This is a genomic window from Streptomyces sp. NPDC056128 (assembly GCF_042263835.1).
Lineage (GTDB): Bacteria > Actinomycetota > Actinomycetes > Streptomycetales > Streptomycetaceae > Streptomyces.
Genome location: NZ_JBHJVQ010000002.1, coordinates 603,048 through 617,796 on the forward strand (window position 1 = coordinate 603,048; position 14,749 = coordinate 617,796).

8 protein-coding genes and 1 pseudogene are annotated in these 14,749 nt (G+C 67.8%); 7 read left to right on the forward strand and 2 right to left on the reverse strand.

Annotated elements, in window-relative coordinates; genetic code table 11:
* The first annotated feature begins 296 nt into the window (after positions 1-296).
* From ACFC1X_RS06685 to ACFC1X_RS06710, 6 genes are all read left to right on the forward strand, one after another.
* Entirely contained in the window at positions 297-521 is a 225-nt protein-coding gene (locus ACFC1X_RS06685; RefSeq protein WP_376349354.1) for a hypothetical protein, read from the forward strand.
* Positions 522-2,931: 2,410 nt separating this feature from the next.
* Positions 2,932-4,191, forward strand: coding sequence for an IS21 family transposase (gene istA, locus ACFC1X_RS06690; RefSeq protein ID WP_376349356.1), 1,260 nt, complete (start codon positions 2,932-2,934; stop codon positions 4,189-4,191).
* Positions 4,188-4,994 (forward strand): IS21-like element helper ATPase IstB, encoded by an 807-nt coding sequence (istB, locus tag ACFC1X_RS06695; RefSeq protein ID WP_376349358.1) that lies wholly within the window; start codon positions 4,188-4,190, stop codon positions 4,992-4,994. The genes istA and istB overlap by 4 nt, the downstream gene beginning before the upstream one ends.
* A gap of 225 nt (positions 4,995-5,219) precedes the next feature.
* Complete coding sequence (locus tag ACFC1X_RS06700; protein WP_376349790.1) at positions 5,220-6,272, forward strand: PucR family transcriptional regulator; 1,053 nt, start codon at positions 5,220-5,222, stop codon at positions 6,270-6,272.
* A 227-nt stretch (positions 6,273-6,499) separates the two neighbouring features.
* Positions 6,500-6,931, forward strand: coding sequence for an NfeD family protein (locus ACFC1X_RS06705; RefSeq protein ID WP_376349360.1), 432 nt, complete (start codon positions 6,500-6,502; stop codon positions 6,929-6,931).
* Between the two features lie 5 nt (positions 6,932-6,936).
* Positions 6,937-7,977, forward strand: coding sequence for an SPFH domain-containing protein (locus tag ACFC1X_RS06710; RefSeq protein ID WP_376349362.1), 1,041 nt, complete (start codon positions 6,937-6,939; stop codon positions 7,975-7,977).
* A gap of 301 nt (positions 7,978-8,278) precedes the next feature.
* On the opposite strand, the pseudogene ACFC1X_RS06715 reads toward ACFC1X_RS06710, so the two are convergent.
* Positions 8,279-8,650, reverse strand: a pseudogene (locus ACFC1X_RS06715) (hypothetical protein); the annotation flags it as partial.
* Between the two features lie 534 nt (positions 8,651-9,184).
* Here ACFC1X_RS06715 and ACFC1X_RS06720 point away from each other — a divergent pair.
* The gene (locus ACFC1X_RS06720; RefSeq protein WP_376349364.1) at positions 9,185-10,723 is read left to right on the forward strand and encodes an alanine/glycine:cation symporter family protein; all 1,539 of its coding nucleotides are present in this window, start codon (positions 9,185-9,187) and stop codon (positions 10,721-10,723) included.
* Between the two features lie 883 nt (positions 10,724-11,606).
* On the opposite strand, the gene fxsT is transcribed toward ACFC1X_RS06720, so the two are convergent.
* Positions 11,607-14,711 (reverse strand): FxSxx-COOH system tetratricopeptide repeat protein, encoded by a 3,105-nt coding sequence (fxsT, locus tag ACFC1X_RS06725; RefSeq protein WP_376349366.1) that lies wholly within the window; start codon positions 14,709-14,711, stop codon positions 11,607-11,609.
* Positions 14,712-14,749: the final 38 nt, after the last annotated feature.

Here is a 14,749-nt window from a genome sequence, read left to right on the forward strand (position 1 = left end):
TTTGTGTTTGGTGGGGGGTTTTCTACCCTTTATTGGGGGGGGTGGTGGGCTCCTACACCCGTGTGGGGGGGCGGCGCGGCCCGCCCGCGCCCCCCACCCCAACGACGAGAAGCTGACCCTGCTGATCGTCTTGGTCTTCGGCATCCTCGTCGCGCCGACTGCGTTCGGGCAGGGCCTGCGTACGTCGTGGGGCAGCTCGCCGCCGGTATCAATGTCTCCAGTCGCTGACCCCAGAGAACCGTGGCCACGTTCCGGCTTCGCTCGCGTCACGGTGCCCGAAGCGGCACGCTGGAAGGGTGACCAGCGCGCCCATCGTCGTGCACCGGCCCTCCCTGTCGGGAGGCCGGACAGTCACCGTGCACCGTTACGGACGCGACGAGATCCTCGGCACCGCCTATAGCGACCACGACCTGGTGGTGTTCCTAGAGGACGCCGGCATCGCCGACCCGGAAAGTGTCCTCGATCAGCCGCAGTGGGTGGAATGGCGCCAGGGTCCCGCCCACGACTTCGGTGCGGCATGACACCCGGGCTGCGCTCGCTCCCTGAACGGCTCTGTGTACGAGCGGGCGCGGGGCAGGCGGTCTAGCGTGACGGAGACGGCTTGTGTCGGCCCCGCACGCCTGCACAGCCGTGTGACGTGTCCGGCCGGGGTCGCCGACCTCTCCTCCCCGGCCGGACACGGCGCGTCAGTCTCCCCGGCGGCTTGATGCACGAGAACGGGTTCTGGCACGACTTCTGGGAGGTATTTCGGGGAGCACCCGAGTCGATTTGCTCGCGGATCGAGACCGGCACACCGGACAGCGGCCCTGGGGCTCACAGCATGCCGCTCCTGAGGAAATCCAGGCTCTCTTCCACGGCTCGCTGGTAGATCTCGTTGTGTTGCTGAAGGCGGCGCCAGTGGCGGGTACGGCACGTCGTGTCGCAATGGTGCATGTTCGGGCCGGCGTCTGTGGGCAGCGGTCCTGCCCGCATCGCCGCGTCGGCTTCCTTGGCCTCCAGAGTCCCAGAACGTGAGTCTCGCGGGTGCCGTCAGGTGAGGTGGGGCCCTGGTACCGGGCGCGGTCACCCAGGGCCCCCGCGTGCGTCCCCGTGGGGGCGAAAAAGCACGCGTCACCACGACGAGTAACGACCGGTGGCTTCGTGGGACACGGAGTCTCACCCGCAGGAGCGCTGACACACCGCTGCGGTCCGCTGGACGCCAGCGGTGACGTCGGCGAGGAGGATGGAGTTGAGGTCCGGAGAATGGCATGGGACCGGTATGTCCGGGTAGTTGCTCGCCTCGGCCGGGAAGGGCTGTGACACCTGGGGAGGTCGAAGCAGTTCTTCCCAGCCGGTCCGGTCGCTGACCGCGGGATTGCGGGCAGGGCTTCGACACGAGGTGCCGTCAGTGTCCTGGCCAGGCGGGTCGGCAGGCGCGGGGCCATCCTTCGTCGTGCTGGCCGGGGACGAGGCGGCCGTTAGCCTCCCACGTCCGTCCGAGTTCGGTGAAGATCGGTTCCAGGCCGGGGTGCGGCGCCGCGCCGACGTTGCGTGGGTGGCGGGGGACGGGCGTGAGCCGCATCGTCGCGCCTGCGCCGGATGCGGTGCTGTGCGGGTTCGGGTCATCCATGGGCGGTACCGACTTCCCGGAGTGCGGCCTGGGCCTGATCTGCGAGCAGCAGGGCGAATTTGTGGCAGGCGAGGTGCATGACGTCGTCGGGTGTGTCCCGGCGACCGGCTGGTGCGCGGGGCGCGTGGCGAGGTGGGCGGGGCCGCGGGCGACGATCCGTGTCCGCTCCACGTCCTCGAGCGTGCTGTCGTTGAGAGCGGCCAGGACGTGCGCCACAGCGTCACCGAGGCAGGGCATGCCGTCGGTCACGCGCTCATTCTCCCCTGGCCCGGCCACCTGCTGTGAACAGCGCTACAGGCAATGTTCGCCCCGGAAGATCGAAAGTCCCGGCCCTGCCGCACACAGTCGAGCTCTATGCTGGCCGTTCTGATACAGCCAGGCTGCCCCCGTGGTCCCCGCCGCGGCAGGCAGCTTCCCGGGTGCCCTGGGCACGCCCCCACCTCCGTGCCCGGGGCACCGTCCCCCGCGGCCTGGTACGCCAGCCCCCGAGGACGGTGAGTTCAGCGGGCACTGGGAGAAGCCGCGCCGGCAGGACCGCCTGCGCTGCGAGGCGGCTTGATGGCCCAGCGTGCTGCATAGCCGTCACGTGGTGACGTGGCCGCCATGCTCGTGAGCGTCGGTCCGGGCCGGCGTCTCGGGAAGCGGCGCCCTGCAGTGCCCGCCTCCCGTGTCGGCTTTCTTGGCACCTCCCCAGAGTCCCATCCGGACCGCCCGTTCGTTCCAGCTCGAACGTCTGGCGACAGCAAGCACGGACCGATTCTCCTAGAAGTGGGATCTGGTGGATCCGCAGTGGATGCCGCTCTCCGGTGTGCAACAGCGGCCCGTGCGCTCAGGTGATCCGGTAGGGCCTGAGGTAGCCCATCTGCTCATCCCGCACGACATCGGATTCGAGCTGTTCCAGGGCCGGGTGCGGCCGTGTTCGTCCAGCAGCATGATCGCGGCAGACCGCGATGGCATGGACGCGGTCCAGTGGGGCCAGGCCTTGCACCGCTGCGGTGAGCCCTGTCTCCTTCATGGGGCCCGGCGCATCGTTGTCATCACCGCCAGCTCGGTCTCCAGCGGTGCCAAGGCAGCCGCCGCATGGGGTTCCCGCACCGACATGCACGGCTCCTCCAGGGCGCCGAAGAGTGCGTTGGGATCAAGAACCAGCCACGTCAGGACGCGACCGGCTGCGGCGGACAAGCCTGTTCGGACAGCCATGGGCAATCTATGGGTTCGGCCCCGGTTGCCGCCTCGGCCACGCGTGCCGGCATGTCGCGGGTTCCTGAAGACTGACCCCCAGGAGTCTTCCGAAAGTTGACCCCCCTTGTTGATCATGGAGGGTGCTAAAGGTGGAGGACTGGGCCGAGATACGTCGTCTGCATCGAGCGGAGGGCGTGCCCATCAAGGAAATCGCGCGGCGGTTGGGGGTGGCCCGAAATACGGTGCGGGCCGCGTTGTCCTCGGACCGACCGCCCAAATACGAGCGGGCACCGCGGGGTTCAGTGGCGGATGGTTATGAACCACAGATCCGGGCCTTGCTGAAGGAATGGCCTCGGATGCCGGCCCCGGTCATTGCGGAGCGGATCAGGTGGCCGCACTCGATGTCGCCGTTGAAGAAGCGACTGGCTCTGCTCCGGCCGGAATACGTGGGGATTGACCCGGTGGACCGGTTCCACTACGAGCCCGGCGAGATCACGCAGTGCGATCTGTGGTTTCCCGAGCCAAAGATTCCCGTTGGTGCCGGGCAGGAGCGGATCCTGCCGGTGTTGGTCATGACCCTGGGATTCTCAAGGTACTTGTCTGCGGCGATGATTCCGACCCGGCAGGGCGGCGACATCCTTTCGGGCATGTGGTCGCTGATCAGCGCGATCGGCCGGGTCACCAAGACGCTGGTCTGGGACCGGGAATCCGCTATCGGCGGCACGGGGCGGGTGACCGCGTCGGCGGCGGCATTCGCCGGAACGTTGGCGACCCGGATACAGCTCGCACCACCGCGCGACCCGGAATACAAGGGAATGGTCGAGCGAAACAATCTTTTCCTGGAGACCTCGTTCCTCCCCGGTCGGCACTTTGCCTCACCGGCAGACTTCAACGGCCAGCTGGCTGAATGGCTGGTGCGGGCCAATTCCCGCACGGTCCGCTCAATTCAGGGCCGGCCGGTGGATCTGCTGGAGACCGACTATCTGTCGATGCTCCCGCTGCCGCCGATGGACCCGCCGATCGGACTGAATAGCCGGATCCGTCTGGCCCGTGACTATTACGTCCGCGTCGACACCGTCGACTACTCCGTGGACCCGCAGGTGATCGGCCGGTTCGTCGACGTGGTCGCGTCGCACGAGACGGTGACGGTGTTCTGCGACGGCCAGGTTGTCGCACGTCACCAGCGGTCCTGGGCCAAGCAGGCCGTGGTCGCCGACCCCGCCCACGTGGCCACCGCCGCCCGGATGCGCCAGGCCCTCGCCCTGGACCGCCGCCAGCGCGAGGCCGCCACCCGCCATCACCCCGACGGCCACGCGGTCACGCTGCGGGCCCTGCCCGACTACGACGCCCTTTTCGGTGTTGATTTCGACCCCACGCCCACGAAAGCGAGCAATGAATGAGCACTGTCACCATGGATAGTTCGGGCCACAAGGACGGACTTCCGTCGATGATCGCCTATCTCACACGGGCGTTGAAGATGCCGACGATGGCCGCCGTCTGGGAAGACCTCGCCGCTCAGGCAAGGGACGAGAACTGGTCCCACGAGGAGTGCTTTGCGGCCCTGCTGCAACGGCAGGTCGCCGACCGGGAATCGAAGGGCACCGTGATGCGGATCCGCACCGCTCACTTCCCGCAAGTCAAAACACTGGAGGACTTCAACCTCGACCACATGCCCTCGCTACGGCGTGATGTTCTCGCACATCTGGCGACCGGCACGTTCGTCGCGAAGGCAGAGAACGTAATTCTCCTCGGTCCACCGGGACTTGGGAAAACGCATCTGGCCATCGGGCTCGGAGTCAAGGCGGCCCACTCAGGCTACTCGGTTCTGTTCGACACCGCGAGCAACTGGATTACCCGTCTCAGCGAGGCCCACCAGGCCGGCCGTCTGGAAGCCGAGCTGAAGAAGATTCGCCGCTACAAGCTGATAATTATCGATGAGGTCGGCTACATCCCGTTCGACCAGGATGCCGCGAATCTGTTCTTCCAACTCATCGCGTCCCGTTACGAACAGGGATCGGTGATGGTCACCTCAAACTTGCCCTTCGGACGCTGGGGAGAGACGTTTTCCGATGACGTCGTGGCCGCCGCGATGATTGACCGTCTGGTCCATCACGCGGAGGTTCTCACGCTGACCGGCGATTCGTATCGGACCCGCCAACGGCGCGAACTCCTCGCCCAAGAGAACCGCGCAAACCGGGACTGAACCGACCTCAGGGGGGTCAATTTTCCGAGACCCGCAAGGGGTCAGATTTGAGGGAGCGTTGACACGGCACTCTGCATTGCCAGGGCGGATACGCGAAGAGTGCCTTTCACGGGTCGCGTAGCGCGCGGCGTCGGTCCCGGCCCCGCCGAGGCTGCCGCGCAATCGGTGGACTACAACTACGGCAACGACGTACGCAGTGCAGCGGGTAGACGACGGGGCCGGGACATGAGTAATGAACACGACTTGTATGTGGACGGATACGCTCGGATCATCGCGGACGCCTCCGCGACCGGGCGTCGTCTGACCCGTGAGGAACTCGACTCCCGTCGGGCACTGGGTGAGCGGGCCGCTGAAGCCGGCATGGGACTGCGCCCCGCAGTCGCCGCCCATCTGGCTGCCACCCGGACCAACTGGCTCATCGATGCGGGAGTCACCGCCGACGCCGTGCTGTCCGCCGCGGCGCAAGCCATCGACGCGTTCGCCGAGGGACACGAACGCGCCCAGCGGCGAGCCGTACGCCAGGAGGAGGCCGCTCGTCGGGAGTTCATCGACGATCTGCTTTACGGGCGAAGTGACCTGGGGCGGTTGGCCCAGCGCGCGGAACGCTACGGACTGCGGTTGTCCTACGAGCATGCTGTTGCTGTGGCCAGCGGCGGTGTCGCTTACGACGAGGGGGACGCGGTTGCGCAGGAGGTGGAACGCGCCTTGATCGGCCGGTTCGGTGACCGGAGCATCCTGTTGACCACGAAGGATGGCCGGCTCGTGTGCATCGCCCCTGGCGACCAGGACGAGGTCCTGACCTACTTCGCCAAGCAGGCGTTCGCCGCTACCGGCGGCGGGCGGGTGGCGATCGGCCGACCTCAGCCCGGCGCGGCCGGCGTAGTCCAGTCCTACGAGGAGGCTCTGAACGCTCTCGACCTGGCCGAACGCCTTGACCTCGACGGCCCCGTACTGCGCGCCGCCGACCTCCTCGTCTACCCGGTCCTCACCCGCGACCGGCAGGCCATGGCCGACCTGGTGCGCAGCACGCTGGGTCCGTTGCGCCAGGCGCGCGGAGGCGCGCAGCCGCTCATCGACACGCTCACCGTGTACTTCGATTCCGGCTGCGTAGCGGCGGAGGCAGCCCGCAGGATGTCGCTGAGTGTGCGCGCCCTCACCTACCGCCTGGAGCGAGTACACACGCTGACCGGTGCGGATCCGTCCGACCCGGTGCACCGCTACATCCTGCAGACATCGGTGATCGGGGCGCGGCTGCTGGACTGGCCGGAGAAGGGATAATGCTGGTCAGGCTAGTTGGCGGGCCAGCCCCCGCAAGTACCACGGCCCTCGTCATGGTAGGCCGAAAGTGAACGCAAGGTATCCCGCTCCCTTGCCCATGTCCGCACCACTGCGCCTATCGCGTCATCCGCTTCATGAGCGAATAAGCAGTGCTGGACAATTGCAGCCGCCCCCTACAATGGCGAGACCGGGCCCTGCACGCGCGCATCGGTCGTAAGAGGTGTGTCATGGATCTTTGGCTGATCTGGTTGATCATCGCCGCCGTGCTGGCTGTGGCGGAGATCTTCACTCTTACTGCTGCGCTGGGAATGTTGAGTGCCGCCGCGTTGATCACGGCGGGGTCCGCCGCAATCGGGCTGCCGCTGCCCTTCCAGCTACTGGTGTTTGCCACCGTCGCAGCCGTCGCCGTGCTGTTCGTACGCCCCCTCGCGTTGCGCCGTGTTCGGCAGCCTCAAGGGGCGCGTTTTGGTATAGACGCACTGGTCGGCAGGGCTGCATACGTGGTTGCGGAGGTGTCGGGCCGGGATGGAAGGGTTCGTATCGACGGTGAGGAGTGGACGGCCCGCGCTTATGACGAGACGTTGGTGATCCCTCTCGGGAAGACCGTCGATGTCATAGAGATCAGTGGTGCTACCGCGTTTGTCTACCCCCGGGACTGAAAACCATGGAAATCTCTGCATTTCTCATCGCCGGCCTGATCGTCGCGCTGATCGCGGTCTTCACGGTTGTGCGGGCGGTGCGCATTGTCCCGCAGGCGCGGGCTCGTAACGTCGAACGACTCGGGCGCTACCACCGCACCCTGAATCCCGGTCTCAACCTCGTCATCCCGTACATCGACCGTGTTTACCCCGTGATCGATCTGCGGGAACAGGTCGTCTCCTTCAAACCACAGCCGGTCATCACCGAGGACAACCTGGTCGTCGAGATCGACACCGTCCTTTACTTCCAGGTCACCGACCCGCGGGCCGCCTTCTACGAGATCGCGAGCTTTCTTCAGGCGGTCGAGCAGCTGACGGTCACCACCTTGCGCAATGTCGTGGGGTCCATGGACCTGGAGAAGACCCTCACCTCACGGGACACGATCAACAGCCAGCTCCGCGGTGTACTGGATGAGGCCACGGGCAAGTGGGGGCTGCGGGTGAACCGGGTGGAGATCAAGGCCATCGACCCTCCGCAGACGATCAAGGACGCGATGCAGAAGCAGATGCGGGCCGAGCGGGACAAGCGGGCCGCTATCCTCGGCGCCGAGGGCCAGCGTCAGTCGCAGATTCTCACCGCCGAGGGCGACAAGCAGGCCGCTGTTCTGCGCGCGGAGGGCAACCGGACCGCCGAGATTCTGAAGGCCGAGGGGCAGTCCCGGGCCATCGACGAGGTGTTCCAGGCCGTACACCGCAACGATCCCGACCCGAAGCTGCTTGCCTATCAGTACATCCAGACGCTGCCGCAACTCGCCGAAGGCTCCGGTAACAACTTCTGGGTGATCCCCAGTGAGATCACCGCCGCTCTACAGGGTGTGTCCAAAGCCTTCACCGAGGACCTGCCTCAGTCGCCGGCCACGCGTGAGAAGCCTGCCGCCGACAGTGCCTCGCAGGCCGCGGACGACACCGCTCGGGCCACGGAAGCAGCTGCTGCGGCCGTCGCGGACGCGGCCAAGGCCGATGGCGTGCCCTCCGCCGGTCTGTCGCCTCAACAACCACCTCGCTGACGGCATTTGCTGATCAATGAGCACTTACCTCTCGACTTCGGTACGTCGTTCCTGGGTTGTCACAGCTCGCTGAAGCGTTCGGTCTCCCGGGTGCGTTCGGCGACGATGATGGTGTCGTCGGCTCCGACGACGATGTCGGCGGGCGGCTTGGTTTTGACCATGGCGAAGTCGTCCTCGAACTCGATGTAGTCAGCGTGCGGCCTCGTACCAGGTGGGCGACGCGCTGGCCCATGTCGTGTTCGGGGTAGACGACATGGCGGACGCCGAGCTGGGTGAGGGTGCGGCCATGGGCTTCGCTGATCGCTTTCGCCCAGACGTCCTGTATGCCGAAGGAGATCAGCAGCGAGGCGGTCAGGATGCTCGCCTCCAGGTCGGTGCCGATGGCGGCGACGGCGCGGTCGAACTCGTGGACGTCCAGTTGGCAGGACCTGCACCCACGCGCTGGACCGCAACCTGCTGATCCAGGATCAACTCGCCGACCTCCTCGCCCGGGACGGCACGCCACTGGAAGAACTCCCGCCGCAGGAGGACAGGGAGCGGTGATCATCGGCCGACTCGACGGCTCCTCGGTGATGGTCTCGCGGATTACGACAGGGGCTGACCGGTGCCGGCGCCGGCCTCGCGACCACGTCGGGTAACGATCAACGCTTCCTGGAACACAGCCGACGCCCATCGCCGCGTCAGGTCCTCGCAGAAGAAGCGGACGATCTCGCCATCACACCCACCGCCACACACCTGTGCCCGGCGCGCGCCGGCCTACATGCTGCAGAGCGCCACCATCGACGCCCGGCTCCTGGACTGGTCCGCCCAAGAATGCTGTGCACGCTCCAGAACGCCCTCGTCGACACAGCAGACATCCGCCCGTCGGCCACCCGGTCCGCCCCGCATAGGTGCAGACGACACGCTTCCCGGGGCCGGATAACGGTCCGGTCTCACGTGCTGGGATTCTTGCCGGTCACGAACCGTAACGTGAGATACATCACTAAAGGTTCGGCAAAGACGTGGTAGAACAGCGCAACTCCGCAGGTGACTCGGTCGGCCACCGCGATCTGCGGGGTTGGCCTGCATCCCCACTACGCCCGGGCTGATCACGTTCCGAAACCGCACCGTATGGCCCGGGTTCGCTCATCGGACAACGACGTTCGCCCAGAGACCGCTCACCCAGGCGGCTCCCCGCCCGCCACACCTGCGTCACCGAGGTAGCCACGTGTCACTCGACTCCGTCACCCAGTCCGTCGACGAAGCAGTCAGCGGATTCTTCGAGCCCATAGCCAAGTGGCTGGGGGAGGTGGTCTTTTACGCCGTCCCCGTGGGCGGAACCGACCTGCCCCTCATCGTCGCCTGGCTGGTCGTCGCCGGTCTGGTCTTCACCGGCTGGTTCGGGTTCATCCAGCTCCGCAAGTTCAGACTCGCCGTCGACGTGGTGCGGGGGAAGTACGACGAGAAGGGGTCGGCCGGTGAGGTCAACCACTTCCAGGCACTGACCGCGGCGGTCTCCGGCACCGTCGGTCTCGGCAACATCGCCGGTGTCGCCGTCGCCGTGTCCATCGGCGGTCCCGGTGCCACGTTCTGGATGATCCTGTGCGGCCTGCTCGGCATGGCCACCAAGTTCGTCGAGGTCACGCTCGGCGTGAAGTACCGCGACGTGCACGCCGACGGCACCGTGTCCGGTGGCCCCATGCACTACCTCCCCAAGGGCCTCGCCGAGCGCTTCGGGAAGAACGGCAGGACGCTCGGCAAGGTCCTGGCGGTCCTCGCCTCGTTCATGATCCTGTTCTTCGGCCTCTTCGGCGGCAACCTCTTCCAGGTCAACCAGTCCTACGCCCAGCTGGTCTCGGTCACCGGCGGCGAGGACGGCGCGCTCGGCTCCTCGGCCGGTGCCCTGTTCTTCGGCATCCTGATCGCCGCCGTCGTCGGCATCGTGCTCCTCGGCGGCATCCGCTCCATCGCCAACGTCACCAGCAGGCTCGTACCGGCCATGGCGGGCATCTACATCGTCGCGTGCCTGGTCGTGATCCTGGTCAACGTCACCGCCGTCCCGGACGCCGTGGTGTCGATCGTCGAGGGCGCCTTCAACCCCGAAGGGGTCGCCGGCGGTGTCCTCGGCGCGCTGATCATCGGCTTCAAGCGGGCCGCGTTCTCCAACGAGGCCGGTCTCGGCTCCGCCCCGATCGCCCACTCCGCGGTCAAGACCAAGCACCCCGCCAGTGAGGGTCTGGTCGCGCTGCTGGAGCCGTTCATCGACACGGTCGTCATCTGCACGATGACCGCGCTGACCATCGTCATCGCCAACCCGGCCAGCTGGGGCGAGGCCCGCGCGGGCGAGGACATCGGCGGTGTCACGATCACCTCGGACGCCTTCGAGACGGTCCTGCCCTGGTTCCCGTACATCCTCACCGTCGCGGTGCTGCTGTTCGCCATCTCCACGGTGCTGACCTGGGGCTACTACGGCCTCAAGGCGTGGACGTACCTCTTCGGCCGCAGCCGGGTCAGCGAGATCACGTACAAGGTCGTCTATACCGTATTCGCCATCGCCGGGTCGCTGCTGACGCTGCAGACTCTGATCGACCTGGCCGACGCGGTCCTCTTCTCACTGGCCGTCATCAACATCATCGGCCTGTACCTGCTCGCCCCCGTCGTCAAGCGCGAACTCAACACGTTCCTGGAGTTCGTCCGCGCCCGGAACGCGGGCGGGAGCGCCGGGGGCGACGACGATGACCAGGAGTCGGTGAAGACGACCGTCTGACCGCTCACACGGTCCGGCTCCTGAACGGGCCCGTGCTCACCTCGCGCCTTGGTGAGCACGGGCCCTTCGCTGTGCTGGCATCCGCGAGGATCGCCATGAACGGGCCGTCGAACCATGAGCTGGACCAGTGCGGTCGGGTCTGGGCGATGTCCGCGCGGCTGCCCGGCCGGACCGGGCTGCAGAACAACACCCGCCCTTCGGCGTCCGGGAGGACTATGGCCTTCACGGCGTTCTGCGGAAAGCCCAGGCCAATGACTGGCGCAACGGTGCAGCCCCGCTGCGTGAGCGGGGGCCGCACCTCGCCGATGGACGGGGTATGGAGGCCTGGCTCGGGGAGGCGAGGAGATCAACGATCTCCTCGGCACAGCGGCGGGCTCCTGATACCGGACACGCGGGGGCGAGGTGCAGCTGATAGCCGTCACTGAATGTGACAATTTGCCCCGTCGGTGCGCGTGACGGTGAATCGGTCGGGTGCTCCGAGTGTCGGGGAAGGCGCGTGCGTTCTCCCTGTGCCGGCCGAAGCGAGTCGTAGGCGGTACGGGGCTCTGCTGAACGGTCTCGCGTCACTGATCATGCGGTGCAGCGAACGCTGCACCGCATGCGCTGGAGCCGGATCGAGCAGGATGCAGCAGAACTGAAACAGGCCGGTATGTCCCCTTCCCCAAGAAAAGTGCAGGTGAGAGGCATCACTTGAATGGGTTCGAGTCCCACCCGCCCCACTCCTGCCCTCTCGGGCAAAATCGTTCTGACCTGCGTCGGAGCGCCCAGCCTCGGACTCGGCTACCGGGCCCGCGGCCGATTCTTCCCGCGGAGTGGTCACGGACCGGTCATGCCGCGCCGGAAGATCGCTCGGACGGAGTCTTCCGGGCGGGCCAGTTGTCGATCAGGGTGGGAACGGAAGGTGGCGGGCCAGCTCGGTCAGTTCGGCTGGAGTCGTCGTGTCCGTGCGCGACCATTCCTCGTGCACCGCTCCGGCCAAGCGGTACTCGTCATGCGTCAAGCCCTTCGCAGCCAGCCACCGCAACTGATCCAGAAGCGCGGACCGCACCGTGGAGTCCCGGGACTCCACGGCCCGGCAGGCGAGCAGATGGGCGGTTCGGGCGGTGCTGGGCGGGAGCGATGCAGCGAGTGAGCGGGCCGTCCGCAGCGAGGTCTCGCGCTCGCCGTCCGACATGGACGAGCGCAACACCATACGCAGCAGACGGTGCAGTTGCAGGGATCCGGTCTGGTGGTCGATTCGGGCCAGCGAATGGTGGTTGATCGCGCGTACGGCCCGGGAGACCGCCAGGGGACCGCCCGCCGGCCCGTGGTCGCCGTCGCGATGGCGGAACGCCGACGTCGGCACGGGCTCGGGAGCCAGCCAGGCGAGGGTGTGGAGGAGTTCCACGGCCGTGAGGTTCTCCTCCCGCAGCCGGTCCAGGGCGAGGTTCCATGCCGCGTTGACACTGTGTTCGTAGTCGTACGGGGGTGTCTCGTCGAGGAGCGCCGTGACCCGCCGTTGGAACAGCGCGAGATATTCGCTCGTCGGCATCCCGGTATCCACCAACCAGGCCGTTGCCACCGCCAGGGCGAGAGGGAGGTCGCCCAACGTCTCGGCCAGTGCGTCGGCCTCGTGCTCGTCGAGGAGGGGGAGGCGGCGGCGTACCAGTGCCGTGCTCTCCTCTCGGTGGAAGACGTGGACCTCCAGCGCCCGTGCGACATGCGCCCACTGCGACGAACGCGCGGTGACCAGCACGGCCCCCGGGCCGCCGAGAGGGAGGAAGGGCCGGACATCCTCGACGGACTCGGCGTTGTCGAACACCAACAGCCACCTCCGCCGCAGGTCACCGGCGCGCAGCGCCTCCCGTACCGTGGACACCGCATCGTGGGGGGCCGCCTCGTGGGCGAGCGGCAGGCCCAGCGCCGTGGCCAGGTCGTGGAAGCCCGAGAGAATCGTCGAGGGCCGCTCGGCGCGGATCCACCAGACGAGGTCGTACTCGGAGCTGTGCCGGTAGACGTATTCGACGGCGAGCTGGGTCTTGCCCACGCCGCCCAGGCCCGTCAGCACATGGGCCGTCTCCATCGACCGGTCTGGGGCCAGTAGGCCGTGCAAGGTGTCCAGCAGGTCCTGCCTGCCAATGAAATGCACGTTGCGGGGAGGCACTGCACCCCAGATCGTGGACGCGAGACGGGGCTCGGGCCGAGGGAGGGACACGGGTGGCGGCTCCGGCACGTCCAGGCTGGGGGCCGCCGCTTCCGCGGCGGTGTGACCCGGTCGGGAGATCGCGGTCTGCGGCCCTTCGTCGGGGGCAGCGGAGCCCTCCTCCTGCCGAAGCGCCGCCCGGGTGCGTCGTACGGTGGCGCCATACGGACCCGACAGTGCCGTCAGCACTGTTGCCGCGAGCGCGACCGACTCCCGGTTGCCGTCGGTGATCTCGGGCACCGGCGGCTCCCGTCCGTCGAGCGTGTCGATCAAGAAGCGCTGCCCGTCGCTCCACAGCTCGGCGGGCATCGAGTGGATCACCTCGCGCACGACCCGAGTGGTCTCCTGCAGGGTGCCGTGGGCGAGCAGCTCTTCCCGTACGCCCGGCTTGAAGTCGAACGGGAAGTGAGCCGCGTCTGCTTCAGCCGTGCCCTCGACCTGCTCCGGTACGTACCGCAGCAGGCCAAAGGCGAGAAGTTCGCCCAGGTGCTCCGGCGGGGAGCCCGGCAGCACCCGCCGCACGGTATGGAGAGGCTGCGGCACCGAGGCCAGACGGACGGCGAGCAGGAACACGGCCGGTGACAGGGTGCCCCGGGCGCGCCGCACCACGTCCGCGCCCGTGGCTTGGGCAAGAGGGGTCCCCGCGGGCGGGGCCAGGGGCGGCTCACGGGTCGCCGCCATCACCGGCAGCAGATCCGTGGCGCTGACATTTCTGCCCGCCATCAGCCGGGCCCAGATGTGCAGTCCGCCGCCATCGATCTCCAGCACCGGCACCGGGACGTGCGTCTGCCCTGAGCCACCGGACTCCCGCAGGTCGGGTGGTCGACGCTCGTCGTCGGACCAGTGCAAGGCCGCGTTGCTCGCAGGCGCGGCCTTGGCGGACACGCGCAGACGCACCAGAGCGGTGGACACCCCGGTGAGGCGCCAGAGCTCGGACGGCATCACCTGCAGGACGGCCAGCGCCTGCCGTCGGCCGAGGTGGTGCAGCAAGGGAGTCACGGTGCCCGCGAGCCAGGCGGGACCTAGCCCGTCGGTCAGAACCAGGATGAGCCTGCTGCGCGCCGGGGAACCGAGGTCACTGGGGTGCACATCACGCGAGCGTGAGCGAAGCCTGGGCACGGCGGGCGCGCCGTCCGGGCCGGATCCGTCACCGGGGCCGGTGAGCAGCTGAACGGTGCGCACGGACCCGAAGGCGCCGAGGCGGGAGAGTAGTTCGGTGAACTCCCGGACCTTGGCCCGCCAAAGGACCATGGAAGGGCAGTCGTCCACAACCAGCACCACCTCGGTCCAGGCACGCTCGGACGCGGGGCGCAACACCGGCAGCCACAGGCCGCCTTCGACGGCGCGCTCGGCTGTAGCCTCCTCGTCCAGCACCTGCGTCACCCGGGTGGGGCCGCCCCGCCTGCGCAGAGGGCGCAACGCGCGCTCCACTAGAAGAGGGTCGGCGAGAGCCCGCCCTCGTGGCGGGGAGAGAGGCCTGGCGAGCTGCCTTTGAAGCCGGACCTCGGCCCCGTCAGCGGGCATGCCGCCCCGGAGGGATGCTGGGGGAGGGGCGGCGTCGGAAGATGTCCACGCCTGGTCGTCCTGGCCGGAGAGCGGAGGGGCGGGTATGCCGTCCCGGAGGCCCTCCTGCGCCGTGGGTTCGGCCGGCGGCGGTCGTTCGGTGTCGGGGAGGGCGGGGGCATCGGCGTCCGAACCGTCGGGTGCCGCGCCTCCCCGGGGCCCCACCAGCGACGCCAGCCACAGGAGTTCGGCGATCTCTGTGGCCGTCAGACCGTCCGGGTGCACGGGTTGCTGCTCGTCCACCGTGTGCCTCCCGGGCTGCATGGATCCGTTGATCAAGG

Bases quoted from the DNA above. Each gene is read 5' to 3' on its own strand.
- istB (WP_376349358.1), top strand. From the start codon at position 4,188: ATGAGCACTGTCACCATGGATAGTTCGGGCCACAAGGACGGACTTCCG.
- ACFC1X_RS06700 (WP_376349790.1), top strand. From the start codon at position 5,220: ATGAGTAATGAACACGACTTGTATGTGGACGGATACGCTCGGATCATC.
- ACFC1X_RS06705 (WP_376349360.1), top strand. From the start codon at position 6,500: ATGGATCTTTGGCTGATCTGGTTGATCATCGCCGCCGTGCTGGCTGTG.
- ACFC1X_RS06710 (WP_376349362.1), top strand. From the start codon at position 6,937: ATGGAAATCTCTGCATTTCTCATCGCCGGCCTGATCGTCGCGCTGATC.